Source organism: Amycolatopsis sp. NBC_01286 (assembly GCF_035982555.1).
GTDB lineage: Bacteria > Actinomycetota > Actinomycetes > Mycobacteriales > Pseudonocardiaceae > Amycolatopsis.
Genome location: NZ_CP108428.1, coordinates 1,103,582 through 1,123,897, shown reverse-complemented (window position 1 = coordinate 1,123,897; position 20,316 = coordinate 1,103,582). Strand labels below are relative to the sequence as shown.

The window sequence follows — 20,316 nt, the reverse complement described above, 5'->3', positions numbered from 1 at the left end:
AGCACGTGGTCATCGAGGCCGACGGCGGATCCCGGGGCAACCCGGGGCCCGCCGGCTACGGCGCGGTGGTCAAGGACGCCGCGACGGACGAGGTTCTGGCCGAGCGCAAGGAAGGCCTCGGCGTCGTCACCAACAACGTCGCCGAGTACCGCGGCCTGATCGCCGGGCTGGCCGCCGCGGCCGAGCTCGGAGCGTCCACTGTGGACGTTCGGATGGACTCGAAGCTCGTGGTGGAGCAGATGTCCGGGCGCTGGAAGATCAAGCACCCGGACATGCAGCCGCTCGCCGCGCAGGCGAAGGAGATCGCCGCCGGCTTCACGCGCGTCCGCTACGAGTGGATCCCGCGCGCGCAGAACTCGCACGCGGACAGGCTGGCCAACGAGGCGATGGACGCGGCCACCGGGAAGCCGGCCGCCGGCAAGCCCGCCCTGGCCACGCCGAAGCTGCCGACCCGGAAGCCGGACCGCGCCGTCGTCGCCTGGACCGGCGCCCGCGGCACCCCGACCCGGCTGCTCCTGCTGCGCCACGGCCAGACGGAGATGTCGGCGTTGCGGCGCTACTCCGGCCGCGGCGACGTCCCGCTCACCGAGCTCGGCCGCGCGCAGGCGGCCGCGGCGGCGAAGCGGCTGGCCGCGACCGAAGGCTTGATCGTCGACGGCGAGTCCGTCCCGATCATCTCCTCGCCGCTCACGCGCACGAAGCAGACCGCGCAGGCCGTCGCCGACGCGCTCGGCGGCCGCGTCGAGACCCACCCCGGGCTCATCGAGACCGACTTCGGCGAGTGGGAGGGGCTCACGTTCGCCGAGTCCGCCGACCGCGACCCGGAGCTGCACCGCTCCTGGATCGGCGACAGCTCGGTCCCGCCGCCCGGCGGCGAGAGCTTCGACGTCGTCCACCAGCGCGTCCGCAAGGCCCGCGACGAGCTGATCGCCGAGCACGGCGGCCGGACGCTGGTGCTGGTCAGCCACGTGACACCGATCAAGACGCTGCTGCGGATGGGCCTGGACGCCGGGCCGTCGCTGCTGTTCCGGCTGCACCTGGACCTGGCGTCGCTGTCGATCGTCGAGTTCTACCCGGACGGCAACGCGTCGGTCCGGCTGGTGAACGACACGTCGCACCTGAGCTGACCGGGGCAACTGTGGGGTGGATCACGCTCAACGGCGACGCGTGGCCGACCCCCGATGGGGTATTGGCTACAGTGGCTCGACCGCGGCGCCGCGGCGGTGGACCCGGCCTCGGGTCCATTCATGGGGCGCCGGCTCGTGCGTAACCCACCGGCAGAGGCCTGCGGGCGGAACAGTGACGAGGACATGACGGCTAGCGCACTCACCGAGACTTCCCAGAGCGACGTCCCCGACGACCCCGTGGCCACCACCACGACGCGGGGCTGGGGCGCGCGCCTGGCACCGGTACTGGCCGTGCTCGCCGGGGTGGCCGCCGTCGCGGCGCACGCCACCCGCTACGGCCACTGGATCGTCGACGACGCCGCCATCACCTTCTCCTACGCCCGCAGTTTCGCCGACGGCCTCGGCCCGGTGCTGCAGCCGGGCGCGCCGCCGGTCGAGGGCTTCTCGGACCCGACGTGGATGGTGCTGCTCGGCGTCGGCAAGCTCGTCGGCCTCTTCGACCACGGCCTGCTCTTCGGCCTGCCCGACTACGTGCTGTTCCCGAAGCTGCTGGGCCTGCTGTTCACCGGCGGCATCCTGACCGCCTGCTACATCGCCGCGAAGCAGATCTTCACGCGCTTCGCGTGGCTGGCCACCCTGGTCGTCGGCCTGACGCTGGCGACGATCCCGTCGTTCGTCATCTGGGTCGTGTCCGGCCTGGAGAACTCGCTGTTCGCCTTCGTCGTCGTCACGCTGGGCGTGACGCTGTTCGTCTCGGTGAAGCGGGACAAGCTGCTGACCCCGAAGGTCGCGCTGTGGGCCGGCGTCATGGTCGCGTTCGCCGCGCTGACCCGGCCGGAAGGCCTGATCTACGCGGGCGCGTACCCGCTGGCCGCGCTGTTCCTGCTGCGGTCGGGCCTGTTCTGGAAGAGCTTCCGGCTCGCGCTGCTGTCGGTGGCCGCGTTCGCCGTCCCGTTCGGCGCGTACGTCGTCTGGCGGCACGCCGAGTTCGGCAGGCTGCTGGCCAACCCGTCGGTCGCGAAGCAGCAGGGTCTGCCGGGGATCGACGCCGTGAAGCGGCCGTTCGAGCTGGCCGGCTACGCGGGCTGGGCGGGCGTCGTCCTGCTGCTGCTCGTGATCGTGTTCGCGCTGGTCAAGGCGCCGTGGCGGCGTTCGCTGACCGCGTTGCTGGTGCCGCTGGGGCTGGGGATCGTCGCGTACGGCGTGATGGTCGCCGACTGGATGTACCAGCACCGGTTCGCCAGCCCGATCTGGCCGCTGGCGGTCATCGCCGGCACGCTGTCGGCGGGTGAGCTGCTGAAGCACCGCCGGGCGCTGCTGCGGATCGGGATCGTCGTGGTCCTGGTGGGCGCGTTCGTCCCGTCGGCCGTCGGGTTCGCCCAGGCCGCGGACAAGTTCGCGAAGAACCCGAACATCACCGCGTGCCTGGTCGCGGACCGCTTCGGTCGCGGCTTCAACACGTACGCGGACATCCTGGGCATCCAGAAGGCGTCGCTGCTGCTGCCCGACCTCGGCGGCTCGTCGATGACCAGCCGGCTCGAGCTGGTGGACATGGCCGGCCTGGTCAACAAGCCGATCGCCGACCTGGTCCACGACAACGACCTCGCGGGCCTGCGCAACTACGTGTTCGACACGGTCAAGCCGACGTTCATCCACTCGTGGGGCCCGTGGGCCGCGGGCAACGGGATCGCGCTGGACCCGCGTCTGGACCGCGACTACGTGCTGGTCTACTCGTCGCCGATCGAAGGCCTGCGCAACGGCGACTGGGTCCGCAAGGACGCGGTCACCGACCCGGCCAAGCTGAAGGCGGCCCAGGACTACGCGAAGGTGACGATTCCGGCCGTGGCCGCCGACCGTTTCGGCGGCCCGCTCGACGACTGCGGCGCGACGATGAAGCCGGGCCAGACCCTGACGGTCCCGAACCCGTAACCCGCGTGACCCGGCCCGTCACTCGCGTGATCGGGCCCGTGACCAGCGTGACTGAGGCCGGAACTCGCGAGTTCCGGCCTCAGTCACGTGAGATCCGGCCGCGATCACGCGGGTGACGGATTACGTCGCGACGGTGAGGCCCAGCCAGAGGGCCACCGTGGCCGCGGCCAGACACAGCGGGGTCGTCAGGGCTCCCAGCGTGTGGAACGTCTTGGCCGACGGGTGGGCCGGGAGGGCTCGGCGCCACAGCAGCGTGGCCAGGGAGCCGAGGTAGCTCGCGTTCGGGCCGATGTTGACGCCCAGCAGCACCGCCAGCAGCACACCCGGCGCCGGGTGCGTGCCCAGGACCGACAACAGGATCAGCGTCGCCGGGAGGTTGTTGACCAGGTTGGCCAGCAGCGCCGCGACGCCGGCCGCCAGCAGGAGGTCCACCAGGCCCGTCGACGTCGGCAGCACGTCGCGGAGCAGGCCGCCCAGCAGGTGCTCCGACACCGCCTCGACCACCACCGCCAGGCCCAGCACGAACAGGCACAACTGCGGCGCCGCCTCGCTGATCAGCTGCCACGGCTTGATCTTGCCCCGCGCCAGCGCGCGCACGCCGAGGACCAGCGCCGCGGCCGTCGCGATCCAGACCGGCTCGACGTGGCCCAGCGGGCCCAGCCCGAAGCCGACCAGCGTCAGCGCCAGGACGACCAGCGCGAACGTCGGCGTCTCCAGGTGCTGCCGCGGCTCCGCCGTCTCCTGCGGCTTCAGGTCCGTGGCGAAGAACCGCAGGAAGACGAGCAGTTCGATGCCGATCGTCACCAGCCACGGCAGCGCCATCAACGCCGTGAAGCCGGCGAACGTCAGCCCGGACGCGGCGAAGGCCAGCAGGTTGGTCAGGTTGGACACCGGCAGCAGCGTCGACGCCGAGTTCGCCAGGTGCACGCAGGCGTAGGCGTGCGGCCGCGCGGGCATCTTCAGGCTCGACGCCGTCGCGAGCACCACCGGCGTCAGCAGGACGACGGTGGCGTCGAGGCTGAGGACCGCCGTCACGCCGGCCGCCGCGGCGAACGTCAGGACCAGCAGCCGCCGGGGGCGGCCGTGGCACGCCTCGGCGAGACGGTTGCCGAGCCAGTCGAACACGCCGTCCACACTGGCCAAAAAGGACAGCAGGAGGATCGCGGCGAGGAAGCCGAGCGTCGGCAGGATCTCGACGGCCCGGTGCCCGGCCGCGGCCGGGCGCACCAGTCCGAACAGGAGCGCCAGCCCCGCCGCCGGCACCGCGGCGACCGCCTCCGGCCAGCCGCGCGGCCGGACGATCGCGAAGACCAGCACCCCGATCAGGAGCACCAGGCTCGCGGCACCCGCCCAGAAGTTCACCGGCTCACGCTAACCGACGACGTCGGCCGCCGATTCTGTCGGTGCCCTCGGGTAACGTGGAAGACGGGGGGCGCCGCCACGCGCGGAGGTCAGGCGCCGAGCGGCTCCGGGGTCGCGGCGCCGCGGGCGAGGTCGCGTTCCTTCTCCCGGATCACCGGCAGCACGTGCTCGCCGAAGTGCGCGACGTCCTCCAGGTAGTGCAGGAACCCGAGCAGCAGCAGGTTCGCCCCGCGCCGCTTGTACTCGATGGCGCGGTCGGCGATCTGCTCCGGCGTGCCGATCAGCCGGGTGCGGAAGCCGTCGTTGTACTGCACGAGGTCTTCGAACTCCGAGTCCGCCCACATGCCCTTGGTGTCCGAAGTGGACTTTCCGGCCTGCTTGACGGCGTTGCGGAAGCCATCGACGGCGGGGCGGTTGGCCTTGTCGACGATCTCGCGCAGCACGGCCTTCGCCTCGCTCTCGGTCTCGCGGGCGATGAGGAAGCCGTTCAGTCCGAATCGGACGGTGTGGTCGTTCTCCGCCGCGTACCCGTTCACCTCCGCGACCTGCTCGCTGAAGCCGTCGAAGTCCTTGCCGTTGCTGAAGTACCAGTCCGAGACGCGCCCGGCGAGCTTGCGCGCCGCCGTGGAGTTGCCGCCCTGGAAGATCTCCGGGTGCGGCGTGACGACCGGCTTCGGCTTGATGTCGAAGTCGTGGATCCGGTAGAAGTCGCCGCGGAACTCGGCGTGGTCGCTGGTCCAGAGCTCCCGCAGCACGCGGATGAACTCCTCCGACCGCCGGTAGCGCTCGTCGTGCTCGAGCCACGCTTCGCCCAGGCCGGTGAACTCGTCCTTGAACCAGCCGCTGACGACGTTCACGGCCGCGCGGCCGCCGGAGATGACGTCGGCGCTCGCGATGAACTTCGCCAGCACGCCGGGGTGCCACAGGCCGGGATGCACGGCCGCGATCACCTTCAGCCGCTCGGTGGCGAGCAGCAGCGCCAGGCTGAACCCGGTCGACTCGTGCTGGTAGGCCGCGCCGTAGCTCGCCGTGTAGCGCACCTGGGAGAGGGCGTACTCGAACCCGTTGTTCTCGGCGAGCACCGCCAGTTCGCGGTTGTACTCGTAGCCCCAGTCCGTGCGCTGCTCGATGTCGCTCGTGACGAGCCCGCCGCTCACGTTCGGGACCCAGTAGGCGAATTTCAGAGGTTCCTCGGGCGAAGACATGGCCCGAGTAGAGCAACGACGTCAGGGGTGGTCAACGCGCGTCCACGCGGTGGGACTTCACCCGCCGCGGTGGGACTTCGCCAGTGCGCCACCGAGTTCCGCGCGCCCCGGGATGCCGAGCTTCCGGTACGCGCCCGACAGGTGCAGCTCGACCGTGCGCCGCGTCAGGTGCAACGCCGTCGCGATCTCGCGGTTCGTCAAGCCTTGTGCGGCCATCACGGCGATGCGGCTTTCCTGGCGCGTCAAGCCGTGCTCGTTGTCCTTCGCCGGGGTCAACGCGCGCCGCGACGAGCGCAGCTCCTCCGCCGCGCGCCGCGCGAGAGGTCGCGCGCCGCAGTGCTCGCTCAGCTCGACGGCTTGCCGCAGCGTCTCGATGGCCTTTTCGGACTGGCCGTGGCGCGACTGCAGCGAGCCGAGCTCGGTCAGCGCCGTCGCCAGCTGCAGGCGGGCCGGTGACGCGCTCAGCGCCGTGATCGCCTTGGTCAGGGACCGCTCGGCTTCGTCGTCCTCGCGGACGAGCCCGAGCGTCGTGAGCGCGGTGCCGAGCGGGCGCGCCGCACCCCAGCGGGTCGCCGCGGACAGGTCCTCTTCGGCCAGCCGGGCCGCGTCCTCGCCCTGGCCGAGCGCGAGCGCCGCGCGGGCCGCGTGCGCGCGCCACGGCACGAACCCGGGGAACCGCATGCCGTGGTGCGCGAGCCGCCGGCCGCAGCTGAGCAGGTCCTCGAAGCCGAAGCGGGTGTAGCCGGTGGCGACGCGCAGGCGGCCGCGCGCGTAGAGGAGGTAGGTGTGGGTGAACAAGCCCTGGCTGGCGACGAAGTCCATCCGGTCCAGCAGCGACGTCGCCGCCTCGAACCGGCCCAGGTCGACCCAGCACTCGACGAGCTTGGCCGCGCACAGCACGCCGACCGGGCACGTCGTCGTCGCGCCGCGCTCGTCGAACCGCCGCAGCAGCGACTCGAAGTGGACGCTCGCCCGCTGCAGGTCGCCGCCGGCCTGCAACGCGATCCCGCGGGCCAGCGTCGGCAGCGCGCCTTGAGGCACGTGCACGTCCCACGGCTCGCGCTCGACGTCGAGGATGCGGCACAGCCGGTCGACGTGGGCCGGCTCGTCCGCGAGCACCGCGGTGGCCAGCGTGAAGAAGTAGTGCTGCTCGAAGAGATCTCCGTCGCTGTCGCCTGCCAAGGCGTCGGCGAAGTGTGCGATGGCGTCCTGCGCGGACTCGCCGCTGCGGACGGTGTCGAGCGCCAGCAGGGCCGAGCGGCTCCGGCGCGCGGCCGGGTCGGTCAGCGGCGCCCACTGCTCCTCGAAGTCGCGGAACTCCGGCGGCGGCCCGAGGCGGCTGCCGGCTTCGGCGAGGTAGGTCATGCTCAGCAGCGGGCCGACGGCGTCCGGGCCCCCGGCGTCGAGCCGCGCCGCGATCTGCCCGGCCGCGCTGATCGCGAGCCGGGCGTCCTGACCGCCGCACAGCGAGAGCAGCATGGCGTTGGCGATGAACGCGGCGGTCTCGCGGCGGCCGATGTTGTCGACGGCCTCGCGCACCCGCACCGCGGCCGCGGGCGGGTCGACCTGGAACTCGGCGTGCGCCAGCTGCAGCAGAACGGCGACCCGGCGCCCGGAGCTCAGCCGCTCGTCGAGCGCGCGCCGCAGGTGCCGCGAGGCCAGCTCGGCGTCGCCCGCGGACAGGGCGTTGCGCGCGCTCAGCCGCAGCACGTCGACCCCCCAGGGGATCCGGATCGCGGTGGCCTCGAGCAGGTGCGCGGCGACGCGCTCGATCGGCGCGCCGGTCTCCGCCAGCAGCTTCGCCGCCCGCGCGTGGTTGACCGCCCGCGTCGTCTGCGGCATGTCCTTGAGCACGGAGTTGCGGACGAAGGAGTAGGACAGCATCGGCCGGCTGCTGTTGTCGAGCACGTGCAGCCGGACCATGGTGTCGATCGCCGGCAGCGCGTCCAGCTCGTCGACGCCGGCGAGCTGGGCCAGCAGGTCGAAGCTCGCGTCCTCGCCGGCGATCGCGGCGGCGTGCAGGATCGCGGGGGCGTGCGGGAACTCGTGCATCCGGGTGTGGAGGACCTGGCCGATCAGCGACGAGCCGAGCGCGTGCGGGTCCGCGCCGGGCAGCAGCCGCGGCCGCAGCGCGTGCAGCAGGTACGGGTTGCCGCCGGTGGCCTCGCGGCAGGTGGACGCCAGCTCGCCGGGGGCGAGGCCGAGGATCTCCGCGGCGGCCGCGTCGCCGAGGCCGTTGAGCGTGATCGTGGCCGGCGTGCAGCCCGCCATCTCCAGCAGGGCCACCTCGCGGTGGGGCGGGTGCCCGATCAGGGCGGTGAGGATGATCAGCACCGGCAGGTCGAGCACGCGGTGCCGGATGTAGGCGAGGCACCGCATCGACCAGGCGTCGGACAGGTGGACGTTGTCGATGCCGAGGAACAGCGGGCCGTGCCCGGTCGCGTCGCGGACGAGGTGGAAGAAGTGTTCGAGCGCTTCGCTCTCCCCGGCGGGCCCGCACTGCTCGGTGTACGGCGTGCGCGGTGAGGCCGGGTCGGCGGTGACGTTCTCCAGGGCTTCGGCCAGCTGCCGGGCCACCCCGCCGGGCAGGTGGCTCTCGAGCCGCGACCCGGTGGCGATCGCGACGGTGAAGCCCGAGTCCGCGGCCAGCGCCGCGGCGGCGCGCAGGGTGGCGCTCTTGCCCATGCCGAACTCGCCGGCCAGTACCGCGCTCGCCGCCGTGCCGCCCAGCGCGACCGGGAAGAGCCTGGTCAAGCGGCTGAGTTCGGGCTCGCGGCCGGGGAGCCGCGGAGCGGGACGCTTCGGTACCGAAGCCCCGCTGACGGGGTTCTCGGGATTTACTTCGGTATCCACCGTAAGGACTTTCATGTTGGGTTCGGGCAGACTACCGGTAACCGGCCGAACTCGGGAGAACCCGCAGGTGGGCGCCGGTGCCGGCGACGAACCGAGCAGGGGAGACGATGGACGCAGCGGTTGCGAACCCGTCCTTCCCGAAGGCCGCGCCCGTCGCGCACAGGGCCGTCACGCCGACGCCCAGGGCCAGCAGCAGGAGCGTGCCGGTCGCCGAGCCGGGCCGCCGGCCGCCGAACCGGCACGACTTCCGGCGCGGGGCCGTCCCGTCGCCCGGGGGCAGGTAGCCGAGCTCGGCCGCCCGCGCGAGCGCCCCGGTCACCGAGCGGAACTCGGCGACGCGGACCCGGCAGCGGGCACACCCGCTCAGGTGCGCTTCGAATTCCCCCGGATCGTCGAGGACGCCGAGCCCGTAGGCCGCGGCGTCCCGGTGCACCCCTTTCCCCGCCCTCATCGCACCGTCACTTCCCCGAGCGCCTTACGCAATTGCCGCATCGCCGTGTACAACCGCGATTTCACGGTTCCCTCCGGAATTCCGAGAATGGTCGCGGCCTGGCGAACGGTATTTCCGGCGAGGTACGTCTCCGAGATGACGGACTGGTATTTCTCGTCCAGTTCCGTCAATGCGCGGGAAATGGTTAGTGCGGCTAACGAACTGTCGGTGCGGTCGGCTGACTCGGCGTTGTCGGGGATCTCCAGAGCGACCTCCTGCGGGCGTACCCGGCGATTCCGCCAGCCGTCGATGACGATCCGGCGGGCCACCGTGAGCAGCCAGCCCCGCAGCATGCCGGGCTCGCGCTCGAGGGTGTCGGAGTGCTGCCAGGCGCGGATCATGGTCTCCTGCACCACGTCCTCGGTCCACTGCCGGTCGTAGTTGGTGAGGGACAACACCTGGCTGAACAGCGTGGCGCGGAAGTTCTTGTACAGCAACGGGACCAGGTCGTCGACCGGGTCCGCCGCGAGGACGGCCGCGGCGGCGGACGAGGAGGGGCCGGTGTGGCCGATACCTGTTCTGCCCGGTGCTTCCATAAAGCTCGCAACCTCACCTGACTGGCGGACCGAAAGGGCCAGCAGAGCGTAGCGCAGAAATACTTGATAGGCCATATGCATCAGTTTCTCCGGCTATTCGGCTCTCAGTCGCCACGGTGTGTGCCCACGGCCGGTTCAAAAACTGTCTTGTGATGCACGTCACAGTCACTAAAAGGTGACAACGAGAACCGTGCCGCACCTTTCACGCGTAGCTCCCGGTAAGGACCACTCCACGAGGGGACACGGAATGCCGCTCCGATTCGCAGCTCTGTTCGCGGCCACCGCCGCGCTGCTGCTCGGCGCCGTTCTCCCGGCCGCCGCCGGGGAGCTGCAGCAGACCGACCGCACCCTGCTGACGCGGCTGAAGCAGCACACCCTGTGGGCCGTGCCGACCAGCAGGCTGGCGGCCGAGCGCGGCACCAACCGCCGCGTGCGCGACGTCGCCGCCCGCATCGCCGACGACCAGGCCCGCCTCGACGTCGCCCTGCGCGCGGCCGCCGACCGGATCGCCATCACGCTGCCCACCGAGCCGACGGAGCAGGAACGCGCCTGGGCGGCCGAGATCGCCGCGGCTTCGGGTGCCGAGTTCGACCGCGCCTACGTCAACCGGCTCCGCGCCGAGTACGGCGATCTCTTCGCACTGGCCTCCGACGTCCGCGCGGGCACCCGGGACGACGACGTCCGCGCGTTCGCCCAGACCGCCGTCGACACCGCGCTCGGGCACCTGACGCTGCTGGAGAGCACCGGCCTCGCCGAGACGACGTCCCTGCTCGTCTCGGCCACCGAGGACGACACGCTCGACGGCGGTGACATCGCGCTCGGCTCGGTCCTCGTCGCCTTCGCCGCCGTCGCCACGTTCGGCCTGCTCCGCCTGCTCGGAACCCCCGCCACGACCCCGCCGCGCACCCGGAGGTAAGCCGCTCCATGTCCTTGTCAGCCGCGCTGAACACCGTGCCGTCGCCGCACGACGCCGGGATCGCCGAGGCCGCCGCGCTGTCCGGCCGCCTCACCTACCTCTGCATGTGCTTCACCCTGTGCTGGGGCGTCCTGGCCGCCGCGGGCTGGGTCCGCCGGTTCAGCGGGCAGGACGCGCTGCGCACCGGGCACGTCGTGCTCGCCGCGTTCACCCTCGCCACCGGCACCCTGCACGGGCTGACGTTCCTGTTCCTCGACGACTTCCGGGACGACGACGCGTTCGGCGTCGCCGACCTGCTCCTCCCGTTCTACGACGGCACCACCCGGCACGCGCTGGGCATCGTCGGGTTCGAACTGGTCGTCGCCGTCTCGGTCACGGCCGGGTTGCGTCGCGGTGCCCGCGAAGGCCGCTGGCTCCGCTTCCACCAGCTCGGCTACCCGGCGATCGGCCTGCTCGCCGCGCACGCCTGGCTCGGCGCGATCTGGAGCGGCCACCTCGCCACCGTCTGGCTCGCCGGGATCACGCTGCTCGTCCCGCCGGTCGTGCTGTCGGCGCTGCGCGTGCTGCCCGCGGCGGCGCTCGTGCGCGCCGGGCTGATCGCGCCGGTTCCGGACGCGGACACCTTGCGCGTCGACGTCGACAGCCACCTCTGCCACTCCTACGGCGTCTGCCAGTCCGAGGCGCCCCAGGTCTTCCGGCTCGGCCACGACGGCCGGCTGGAGTACGAGAAACGGCCGGAGGCGCGGCTGACAAGCCACGTCCGGGCCGCCGCACGTGCCTGTCCCATGCGAGCCATCCACCTGGTGGGAGCCATCCGATGAGCGAACGGATCGTCATCGCCGGAGCCGGCCTCGCCGGCCTGCGTGCCGCGGAGCGGGTGCGCGAACTCGGGTTCGACGGCGAGGTCGTCGTCATCGGCGCCGAGCCCGACATCGCCTACCACCGCCCGGCGCTGTCCAAGCACCTGCTCACCGGCGCGGTCAGCCGCGCCGACACGCTCCTGGCCGACCCGCTCGAAGTGGACGCCGAGTGGCGCTTCGCCACCACCGTCACGGGCCTGTCGCCGAACCGCCAGGTCGTCCACCTCGGCGGTGAGGAACTGCGCTACGACGGGCTGATCATCGCCACCGGCGTCGAACCCCGCCGGATGCCGGGCGCCCCGCACGGCCACCAGCGGGTCGTCGTCGTCCGGACGCTGGCCGACACGATCGCCCTGAAGCGCGCGCTGGCCACCGGTCCCGGCCCGGTCGCCGTCGTCGGTGACGGCTTCATCGGCTGCGAAGTCGCGTCCAGCCTCCGGGAGATGGGCCGCGACGTCGTCCTCATCGGCCGCGCGCGGGCCCTGCTGGCCGACGTCCTCGGCCCCGACATCGGCGAGTGGCTCACGGCGCTGCACACCGCCCGCGGCGTCCGCCTCGAGCTCGGCACCGCGGTCCGGCGGTGGCGGCCCACCGCGGCGTCGGTCGGGATCGAGTTCACCGACGGGCGCGCCCTCGACGTCGCCTGCGTCGTGGTCGCCGTCGGCAGCGTGCCGGCGGTGTCGTGGCTGCGCGGCGCCAAGCTCCCGCTCGACGACGGCGTCGTCTGCGGGCCGACCTGCCACGTCGTCGGCTCGCAGACGATCGTCGCGGCCGGCGACGTCGCCCGCTGGCCGAACCTGCGCTTCGACCCGGTGCCGCGGCGCGACGAACACTGGCTCAACGCGGTCGAGATGAGCCGCGCGGCCGCCGCGAACCTGCTCGCCGGGCCGCAGGGGTCACCGGCGTACACACCGGTGCCGCGCTACTGGTCCGAACAGCACGGCGTCCGCATCCAGGTCGCCGGCCGGCCCATGCTCGGCACCGACACGGTGCTGCTGGAGTCCCCGGCGCCCGGCACCCGCCCGATCACCGGCTTCGTCCGGGACGGCGCGCTCGTCGGGCTGATCGGTCTCGACAGCCCCGCCGCCGTCCTGCACTGGACGGCCGAGCTGGCGCGCCGGCGGCGGTCACCCGGCGGGGAGCCCGCGCCCGAGATCGTCCGCCCGCGCCACGGCGGCGACCGCGACCACAGCGGCGCCGTCGCGGGGTGGTGAGCGCGCCCGGGTACGATTCCCGGCGCGGACGAGCTGGCAGGGCGGTCGCGGGCCGGGGCGACCCGGCTCGAGGAAAGTCCGGACTCCACAGGGCTGGGTGGTTGCTAACGGCAACCCGGGGTGACCCGCGGGAAAGTGCCACAGAAAACAGACCGCCCCGGTTCTCGGACCAGGGGTAAGGGTGAAACGGTGGTGTAAGAGACCACCAGCGTCCCGGGTGACCGGGACGGCTAGGTAAACCCCACCCGGAGCAAGGCCAAGAGGGAGCTTCGGCTCCTGCGCAGGCGCTCGAGGACGGCCCGTCCGAGTCTGCGGGTAGGCCGCTGGAGCCTGCCGGCGACGGCAGGCCGAGATGGATGACCGCCGCCCCGCGAGCCGCAAGGCGACCGGGGAACAGGATCCGGCTTACACGCCAGCTCGTCCGCACCCCGTCGTGAGTGTTTAGGGCGGTTAGAACCGCCCTAAACACTCACGACCGGGTGCCGCGGAGGCTCGTGCCAAGTGGTTACCCGGGGGTAGGGTGCCCGCATGGCGGGAAACGAGAAGCAGTTCAAGTCGGCTTTCGACTCCTTGCACGCGCTGACGTACTTCGCGCCCGAGGTCGACGCCGCTCTCACCGGGATCGGGCTGCGACCGGGGCGGATGCCCTACTTCGCCGGCCGCTCCGCCGCCATGGGACCCGTCGGCGCCGAGGTCGTCGCGGCCACCTTCTACAACTTCAACCCCGAGGTCGTCGCGCGGGTGATCCCGCGGGCCTGGACGCTGGCCACGCCCGCCCAAGTCCTCGAAGCCCGCCTCGACGGCGTCGACAAGGTGCTGACCCGCCTCCTCGGCGACGACACCCTCAAGAGCGAAGAGGTGGCCGAGGCCGCCGAACTCGCTCGGGAGGCTTCGGCCGGCTGCACCGCCGAAGGCCGTCCCCTCTACGCCGCGCACGCGGCGCTGGCCTGGCCCGACCAGCCGCACCTCGCCCTCTGGCACGCCATCACGCTGCTGCGCGAGTACCGCGGCGACGGCCACATCGCCGCGCTCGTGCTCAACGGCCTCGGCAACATCGAAGCGCTGGTCACGCACGTCGCCACCGGCGACGGATTCGTGCCCGAGGTCGCCAAGCTCACCCGGGGCTGGAGCGACGAGCAGTGGGCCGCCGCCGAAGCCGGGCTGGCCGACCGCGGGATCCTCGACGCCGAGGGCGCGCTCACCGAGACGGGCGTCGCGCTGCGCGACCGGGTCGAGGTCGCCACCGAGGCCGCCGCGACCGGGCCGTGGGACCACCTGGGCCCGGAGAAGACGGCCCGGCTCGAGCTGCTGTGCCGCGCCCTCAGCCGCCAGGCCGTCGAGGCGGGCGCCTTCCCGGAAGGCGTGTTCGCCGGCCGCCGGCGCGTCTGAATGGAGCAAGATCACGCTATGTAGTGAAACTTGTGTGAGGTCTTGAACACCTAGTGACGGACGTTCGCGGCCGCCAAGATCGGGATCTCGGCGGACCGGTCCACTCGGCGTCACAGTGTGGACTCCTGCAAGCCCGCCGTTCGGGTCGTGTCACACTGTTTCGGGCCCGGCGACGGTCACAAGCCGGGCACGCAAAGTGAGCGATTCTCTGCCAAGAGAGTGAGTTCGGCACTGCGACAAAAACGATGGGCGGCCGGGCTTTGACCGGAGGACCCTTGCCGCGATGATGGTGGGCGTGGAGATTTCGGGTAACAAGCGCGCCGTCCCGGTTGAGCAGCGAGCCGGTACCTACTCAGCGCGCTTTGACCGCTACCCCTCGTAGCCGCCATGATGTTGTTCGAAGCACTGCTTGAGCCAGAACCGCGCGGCCCCCACCGCGCACCGGGAGTAACGCGATGATGACCTTGACCACCCTCGACACGCTGGCCGCAGGCGAGCTGGGCACCGGAAACGTGCGCCAGTGGCTGCTCGACAACGTCATCCCCCTGGTGCTGCTGTCCGTCGCGCTCCTGCTCCTGTGGCTGGGTGGCGGCAAGGGCGACAACGCCGGCGTGATGCGCAGGCTCGCCGGCGTGGTCATCGCGCTGGCGATCATCGGACTCGCGGTCAGCGGCGCCGGCGTCAACGTCGGCCAGTGGATCGCCGGCCTGTTCACCGGCTGAGGCAGGGGCCCGCGTGCGCATCAGGACTGATGACGAGGTCTACCGGGTCGACGCCGTCTGGCTCGGCCCCCCGAAAGCGACTTTTCCCTGGCGGGCCCGCTACGTCGCGTGGCTCATCGGCATCCCGGTGTTCTTCGTGGTCCTCGGTGTCGAACGCTGGGCCGGGTGGAGCTTCGGGTTCTTCTCGACGGCGTGGGCGTTCATCGCCACCATCGTGGTGACCCGGCTGCTGACGGCCAAGATCAGCCACGAGCGGCCGCTCGGCACCGTGGTCTCGATGGCCGGGCGCGAGCTCAACACGCCGCGGCAGGCGACCACGGGCACGGGCGGCGCCGTCAGCGCCAGCCGCGTCCGGGTGCGGGCCGAGCGCCCGTTGCCGAAGCACCGCCGGAGACGGCAGTACCGGCACCACGGCCCGCAGCCGGGTGCCGTGGCCACCCATGCCCCCACCACCGCCTCAACGGAAGCGCTACGCGCCGCGGTGTCTGTCAGAGGAACCCCACGAGCGCGCCCGAGCCGCCGCGGTGCGGCCCGGGCCGGGAGGTAGTCGTTGTTCGGTCGCGGCGGTAGCCGAGGTAAAGGTCGGGACGCACACTCGGGCGCGTGGCAACCGCCCGAGCAGGTCCGCGCGGCGCGGAACGGTTCGGGCGGCAGCAGCACCAAGGGCCGTCGCCTGCCCGGTGAGCAGGCGATTCCGGCGTACACCCCGTCGATCGCGGTGCGCAGCATCGACGGTCACCTGGTCCGCAGCGGGTACGAGGTCTACGCCTGGTACCGGCTGGCGCCGCAGCGCTGGTCGTTCCGCTCCGACTCGCAGCGCCGCGACCTCGTCGCGGCCATCGCCGGGCAGTACGCCGAGCTGCAGGGCCGCTGGCTGCACCTGCGCGTCACGAACCGGCCGTACCCGATCCGGATGTGGGCCGAAGCGCACGTCTACAACGCGCACGGCCGCCCCAACGACGTCCCGGGCGCGCTGTCCTTCGACGACTACCTGATCGGCGAGCAGCAGCAGCTGATGGGCCGCTCGATGGCCGAAAAAGAGGTCTACCTGGGCGTCCAGGTGCAGACCCGGCGGATGGTCGACCGCGCGGTCGAGCGGGCCGCGCCGGTGCTGCGCAAGATCCTGCCCGAGGCCGTCGACGCCGAGCTGACCGCGCTGGACTCCGAGGTCGAGCACCTCGACCAGGTCATCGGCAGCGCCGGGCTGGAAGGCCGGCCGGTGCACGCCGAGGAGATGTCCTGGCTGATGCACCGCTCGTGCTCGCTCGGCCTGCCCGCGCCGCGGAACATGCCCGCGGTGCCCGGCGCGGCCTGGGAGCCCGAGGACCTGGCCAGCTTCACCGACGCCGCCGACTACTACGCCGACCCGTACGCGCCGACCGTGACCGTCCGCGGCCGCACCGGCTCCAACGCCGGCGTCTCACGCCACCTGGCGATCTTGACGGTGGGCCAGATGCACGGCCTGCAGATCCCCGAGGTCGACGACCCGTGGATCCAGCACGCCGACCGGCTGCCCGCCGCCGTCGAGGTGTCCGCGCGGATCTACGTCCGGCGCCCCGAAGAGGTCGCGGGCGAGCTGGCGCGCCAGATGAACAAGGTGCGCTCGCAGGTCAAGCACTACACCGACGAGCACGAGCTGGAGCCGCCGCAGTCGCTGTCGCGCCAGGCCGGGCGGGTGCTGGAGATCGACGACGAGATGACGTCGGGCTTCACCGCGCTCGCCACCCGCGTGCGCAGCTGGTGGCGGCTGGCGGTGTCCGGCCCGACCGAGCGGGACGCGCTGCGCCTGGCCCAGCAGCTGCTCGACCTGTACAAACCGAAGATCGCCATCGAGCACCCGGAGGCCCAGTACGCGCTGGCGCGGGAGTTCATCCCGGGCGAGCCGCTGGCCTCGGCGGCCTACATGCGCCGCGGCTCGGTCGTCTGGGGCGCGTCCGCGGTGCCGACGGCGACCGCGGAGGTCGGTGACCGGCGCGGCATCCTGCTCGGCGAGACCTGCACGGCGACCCGGCGCCCGGTGGCCTGGGACCCGTGGATGGCCCAGGAGATCCGCGACGGCTCGGGCCTGACCGCGATGGTCGCCGGCCTGGGTGCCGGCAAGTCGTTCCTCGGCGGCGGCATCGTCTACAAGACGCTGCGCGCCGGCGCGAGCTGGACGCTGCTCGACCCGTCCGGCCCGCTGTCGCGGCTGTGCGACCTGCCGGAGCTGCGGCCCTACGCCCGGCCGATCAACCTGCTCAACGCCCAGCCCGGCATCCTCAACCCGTACCGCGTGGTCGCCGAGCCGCTGATCGAGCACTTCATGGACGAGGACGACCCCGAGCGCTCCTGGCGCCGCGAGAAGGCTCTCGCGGGCGCGACGCGACGGCGTCTTGTGCTGGACGTCCTCACCGGCGTCCTGCCGTACGAGGTGTCGCGGATGGCGCAGACCCGGATCGTGCTGCTGCGCGCGGTCCGCACGGTCGGCGGGCGGTTCGACGCCGACCCGGGCCAGGTGATCGACGCCCTGCGGCGCGACTCGAGCGAGCACCACGAGCACGCGGGCGTCGTCGCGGACTTCCTCGACGAGATGCGCGAGCGGATGGCGCTGCTCATCCCGGAGACCGACGCCGACCCGTACGCCGAAACCCGCGACGACCGGCTGACGGTGCTGACCATGGCCGGGCTGACCCTGCCGAAGGACGGCGTCCCGCGCGAGTACTGGACGGACGCGGAGTCCCTCGGTGTCGAGATGCTGAACCTGGCGGCGTGGCTGACCCAGCGGTCGGTCTACGAGAAGCCGAAGGAGATGCGCAAGGGCGTCTGGATCGACGAGGCGTTCTTCCTGTCGGAGGTGCCGACCGGGCGCGTGCTGATGAACCGCTTCGCGCGTGACTCGCGCAAGTGGAACGTCCGCGTGCTGCTGTCGTCGCAGATCCCGGCGGACTTCCTGAAGATCCAGGGTTTCGTGACCCTGCTGGACTCGGTGTTCGTCGGGCGCCTGGACGACGACGACGCCCAGGCGGACGCGCTGCGGCTGCTGAAGGTCCCGGTGGGCGTCGGCTACGAGCAGGTCGTCGCGGCGCTGGGCCGCCGTCCGGGCGCGCAGCAGCGCGGCCTGGAGCGGGACATCGAGCCCCGCCAGTTCATCTTCGGCGACGGCGCGGGCGGCGTGGAGCGCATCCGCGTCGACTTCTCCGGCCCGCACCTGGACCACCTGCGCCGGGTGATGGACACGACGCCGGGCTCGAAGGACGCGGAGAAGCCCCGCCGTCCGGGCACGGAACTGGCCCTGCCTCATACGGAGGAGAAGAAGCCGTTCGTGGCGGCCCCACCGGAAGACGACATCGAGCTGGAGCAGGACTTCGAGCTGGCGGCGGAGCTGGAGGTCGGCTTGGCCGACGAGAACCTGCTGGGCGCACCGGACCCACTGGCCTCGGAGACGGGCGAAGTTCAGGGCGACGTCCAGCAGCCTGCGAACGGCAACGGACACGGCGGGCAGCAACACGCCCGCACGGGCGGGAAGGGCGGCACCGGCCGGGACGCCGCATGACCGCCGCCCGGAGCCGAAGTACCGGTGCCGGTCGTAGCAGCGGCTTCGCCACCGGCGTCGCCGCCCCGGCGACCGCGGAGCGTGGCGCATGAGCACCCTGCTGACGTTGGCGGTCCTGCTGTCGATGGCCGCCGGGTGGCACGCGCTGAAGCGGCGGATCAAGGAAGGCCCGCGCCGCCCGGGCCGCCGTACCCCGAGCCGCAAGGCGACGATGTTCGCCGTCATGCTGGTCCTGGGCCTGCAGGCGATCGCCACGGCCCCGGCAGCGAGCGCGGCCGCGTGCGGTGAGGCGCCGAACCCGGAACGCCCGGGCGCGGGCATGGTCGGTGCCCTCGACCCGCCGGAAGGTCACGGTGAGCCGAACAGCGCCTACATCGACTACAGCTACGCCGGCATGGTCTGGAACACCTTCGAGACCGACTGTTCCGGCCTGAGCCTGACCCCGGCCGGGTCCACTTTGGACACCTGGGGCGGCAACCAGCTCTTCAACCTCGGCAAGAACATCGTCGGCGCCACCAACTCGCTGCACTACACGGTGCTCGAGGGTGGCTTGCTGAACCCGATCTACAACGCGGTCAAGTCGGGCGCCGAGAAGGTCTACAACAACATCTACGCCCAGCTTTTCGGCTTGGTCGCGTTGATCCTGTCGATCATGATGTTCCGCAACATCTGGCGCGGCGATCTCGCCGCGGTCAGCAAACGGGCGCTCTACGCGTTGGCCGGCATCTGGCTCGCGGCGTCGTCGTTGGCGATGTTGCGGTACTTCGACCCCATCGACAAGGCGATCGTCCAGACCACGACGAACATCCAGGCGGGCTTCGTCGACGAGAGCGGCGACCGGATCGTCCGCGACATCCTGCCGACCCAGCTCCACACGCAGATCGTCTACAACAACTGGCTGCGCGGGGAGTTCGGTACGCCGACGGCGCCGCAGGCCGAGCAGTACGGCAAACCGCTGCTCGACGCCCAGGCGTTCACCCGCAACCAGCTCGTGAACGGCGACGACGGCAACCAAGGCGTCATCGACGGCAAGAAGAACTCCTACAAGGACATCTCCACCAAGCTCGGCCCCGCCACCGGCTACTTCACCGGCGAGGCCGGCGGCCGCACCGGGGCCGGGTTCCTGTCGCTCGGCCAGGCGCTCGTCTACTCGCTCTTCCAGCTGCTCGCCAAGGCGTCCGTGCTGCTCGCGCAGGTCCTGATCCGGCTCTTCGCGCTCACCGCGCCGCTGATCGGGCTCGTCGCGCTGCTGCACCAGGACATCCTGCGGCGTGTGCTCAAGGTCGCCGGCGGGGTCGCGTTCAACCTGGTCGTCCTCTCGGTGCTCGCCGGCGTGCACGCCTTGCTGCTGCAGGCCATCTTCGACGCCGGGAACTCGCTCAACATGCTCACCCAGATGGTGCTCGCCGGGCTGATCACCGTGTTGCTGTTCATGGTCGGCCGCCCCGTGCGGCGGCTGTGGCAGATGGTCGAGATGTCGGTCAGCATGGTCGGCGCCGCGGTGCCGTCGCCCAGCGGTGGGATCTTCTCCCGCTTCCGGCGCAACAACAATGGCCCGACGCCGCAGGACGCGTTCTGGCAGAACGTGCGCGAGACCGACGACGTCGTCGACGGCGAGCAGCGCGGGCCGATGGGGGCGACCGTCGGTGGGGGGCGGTTCCGGCCGGAGGCGACGATCTTCGCCAACGCCCAGCGGCTCGACAACAACGGCACCAGTGCGTCCCGGCCGGCCGCGGCGTGGTCCGGCGCGTGGCCGGGGGCCATCGGCGGTGGCTCGGCCGGTGCCCTGCCCTCGGGTGGCCGCCCGGGTTCTCCGGTGTACGGCCAGTACAACCCGGCCGGCGGTGACCCCGGCGAGTACGTCGTCGTCGGCGCCGGTGGCCGGCCGACCGTGCGGGGTGAGGAAAGCCGCCGCGTCGACACGTCGCCGGTGGCCGACCGGCGCTGGAACGACGAGCCCGAGCCCGTCGTCGTGCCGTCCGACCTGCGCTCGCCCGAAGCCGACTTCAACGGGTACTCCGCGCCGGAAGCGCCGCGGCCGCCGGGCGTGCGCGCGCAGCCGCGTCGCGTCGACCCCGAGGTCGTCGCCGGCAAGCCGGTCTTCGTGCTGTACCGGCCGTCGCGGGGCATCGAAGTCCGTGAAGAGCCGCGTGACACCGACCAAGTGATGGGGCGGTGACG

At 72.0% G+C, this 20,316-nt stretch carries 15 protein-coding genes and 1 other RNA gene; 11 read left to right on the top strand and 5 right to left on the bottom strand.

The window, feature by feature from the left end:
• Positions 1-5: 5 nt before the first annotated feature.
• A complete protein-coding gene (locus OG570_RS05215) occupies positions 6-1,127 on the top strand; it encodes a bifunctional RNase H/acid phosphatase (RefSeq protein WP_442788311.1) in 1,122 nt (373 codons plus the stop codon).
• 183 nt (positions 1,128-1,310) lie between these two features.
• Positions 1,311-3,056 carry a hypothetical protein gene (locus tag OG570_RS05210; RefSeq protein WP_326955794.1) on the top strand — a complete coding sequence of 582 codons (1,746 nt, stop codon included), beginning with the start codon at positions 1,311-1,313 and terminating at the stop codon, positions 3,054-3,056.
• Between the two features lie 120 nt (positions 3,057-3,176).
• Here the strand turns inward: OG570_RS05210 and OG570_RS05205 are convergent, their stop codons facing one another.
• The 5 genes from OG570_RS05205 to OG570_RS05185 all read right to left on the bottom strand — a co-directional run bounded on the left by OG570_RS05205 (position 3,177) and on the right by OG570_RS05185 (position 9,502).
• Entirely contained in the window at positions 3,177-4,418 is a 1,242-nt protein-coding gene (locus OG570_RS05205) for an SLC13 family permease (protein ID WP_326955793.1), read from the bottom strand.
• Between the two features lie 89 nt (positions 4,419-4,507).
• Complete coding sequence (sfnG, locus tag OG570_RS05200; RefSeq protein ID WP_326955792.1) at positions 4,508-5,623, bottom strand: dimethylsulfone monooxygenase SfnG; 1,116 nt, start codon at positions 5,621-5,623, stop codon at positions 4,508-4,510.
• A 57-nt stretch (positions 5,624-5,680) separates the two neighbouring features.
• Positions 5,681-8,476 carry an AAA family ATPase gene (locus OG570_RS05195; protein ID WP_326955791.1) on the bottom strand — a complete coding sequence of 932 codons (2,796 nt, stop codon included), beginning with the start codon at positions 8,474-8,476 and terminating at the stop codon, positions 5,681-5,683.
• Between the two features lie 31 nt (positions 8,477-8,507).
• Entirely contained in the window at positions 8,508-8,927 is a 420-nt protein-coding gene (locus tag OG570_RS05190) for a hypothetical protein (protein WP_326946396.1), read from the bottom strand.
• Positions 8,924-9,502, bottom strand: coding sequence for a sigma-70 family RNA polymerase sigma factor (locus OG570_RS05185; protein ID WP_326959880.1), 579 nt, complete (start codon positions 9,500-9,502; stop codon positions 8,924-8,926). Before OG570_RS05185 ends, OG570_RS05190 begins: the two co-directional genes overlap by 4 nt.
• Positions 9,503-9,749: 247 nt before the next feature.
• Here OG570_RS05185 and OG570_RS05180 point away from each other — a divergent pair, with 247 nt between their 5' ends.
• The 9 genes from OG570_RS05180 to OG570_RS05140 all read left to right on the top strand — a co-directional run bounded on the left by OG570_RS05180 (position 9,750) and on the right by OG570_RS05140 (position 20,314).
• On the top strand, positions 9,750-10,418 hold the full coding sequence (locus tag OG570_RS05180) for a DUF4142 domain-containing protein (RefSeq protein WP_326955790.1): 669 nt from the start codon (positions 9,750-9,752) through the stop codon (positions 10,416-10,418).
• 8 nt (positions 10,419-10,426) lie between these two features.
• Positions 10,427-11,239, top strand: a complete 813-nt coding sequence (locus OG570_RS05175) for a ferredoxin (protein ID WP_326955789.1) — start codon at positions 10,427-10,429, stop codon at positions 11,237-11,239.
• The gene (locus tag OG570_RS05170) at positions 11,236-12,492 is read left to right on the top strand and encodes an NAD(P)/FAD-dependent oxidoreductase (protein ID WP_326955788.1); all 1,257 of its coding nucleotides are present in this window, start codon (positions 11,236-11,238) and stop codon (positions 12,490-12,492) included. Before OG570_RS05175 ends, OG570_RS05170 begins: the two co-directional genes overlap by 4 nt.
• A 29-nt stretch (positions 12,493-12,521) precedes the next feature.
• Positions 12,522-12,916, top strand: an RNA gene (rnpB, locus tag OG570_RS05165) — RNase P RNA component class A.
• Positions 12,917-13,020: 104 nt separating this feature from the next.
• Positions 13,021-13,881 (top strand): SCO6745 family protein, encoded by an 861-nt coding sequence (locus OG570_RS05160; RefSeq protein WP_326955787.1) that lies wholly within the window; start codon positions 13,021-13,023, stop codon positions 13,879-13,881.
• Between the two features lie 455 nt (positions 13,882-14,336).
• A complete protein-coding gene (locus OG570_RS05155; RefSeq protein WP_247061182.1) occupies positions 14,337-14,603 on the top strand; it encodes a hypothetical protein in 267 nt (88 codons plus the stop codon).
• Between the two features lie 13 nt (positions 14,604-14,616).
• Entirely contained in the window at positions 14,617-15,150 is a 534-nt protein-coding gene (locus OG570_RS05150; RefSeq protein WP_247061183.1) for a hypothetical protein, read from the top strand.
• 3 nt (positions 15,151-15,153) lie between these two features.
• Positions 15,154-18,135 (top strand): ATP-binding protein, encoded by a 2,982-nt coding sequence (locus OG570_RS05145; RefSeq protein ID WP_247061184.1) that lies wholly within the window; start codon positions 15,154-15,156, stop codon positions 18,133-18,135.
• Positions 18,136-18,223: 88 nt separating this feature from the next.
• Positions 18,224-20,314, top strand: a complete 2,091-nt coding sequence (locus OG570_RS05140; RefSeq protein ID WP_326955786.1) for a magnesium transporter — start codon at positions 18,224-18,226, stop codon at positions 20,312-20,314.
• Positions 20,315-20,316 lie beyond the last annotated feature (2 nt).

Coding starts and splice junctions, on each gene's coding strand:
- OG570_RS05210 (WP_326955794.1), top strand. CDS start 1,311: ATGACGGCTAGCGCACTCACCGAGACTTCCCAGAGCGACGTCCCCGAC.
- sfnG (WP_326955792.1), bottom strand. CDS start 5,623: ATGTCTTCGCCCGAGGAACCTCTGAAATTCGCCTACTGGGTCCCGAAC.
- OG570_RS05190 (WP_326946396.1), bottom strand. CDS start 8,927: ATGAGGGCGGGGAAAGGGGTGCACCGGGACGCCGCGGCCTACGGGCTC.
- OG570_RS05185 (WP_326959880.1), bottom strand. CDS start 9,502: ATGGAAGCACCGGGCAGAACAGGTATCGGCCACACCGGCCCCTCCTCG.
- OG570_RS05180 (WP_326955790.1), top strand. CDS start 9,750: ATGCCGCTCCGATTCGCAGCTCTGTTCGCGGCCACCGCCGCGCTGCTG.
- OG570_RS05175 (WP_326955789.1), top strand. CDS start 10,427: ATGTCCTTGTCAGCCGCGCTGAACACCGTGCCGTCGCCGCACGACGCC.
- OG570_RS05170 (WP_326955788.1), top strand. CDS start 11,236: ATGAGCGAACGGATCGTCATCGCCGGAGCCGGCCTCGCCGGCCTGCGT.
- OG570_RS05160 (WP_326955787.1), top strand. CDS start 13,021: ATGGCGGGAAACGAGAAGCAGTTCAAGTCGGCTTTCGACTCCTTGCAC.
- OG570_RS05155 (WP_247061182.1), top strand. CDS start 14,337: ATGATGACCTTGACCACCCTCGACACGCTGGCCGCAGGCGAGCTGGGC.
- OG570_RS05140 (WP_326955786.1), top strand. CDS start 18,224: ATGAGCACCCTGCTGACGTTGGCGGTCCTGCTGTCGATGGCCGCCGGG.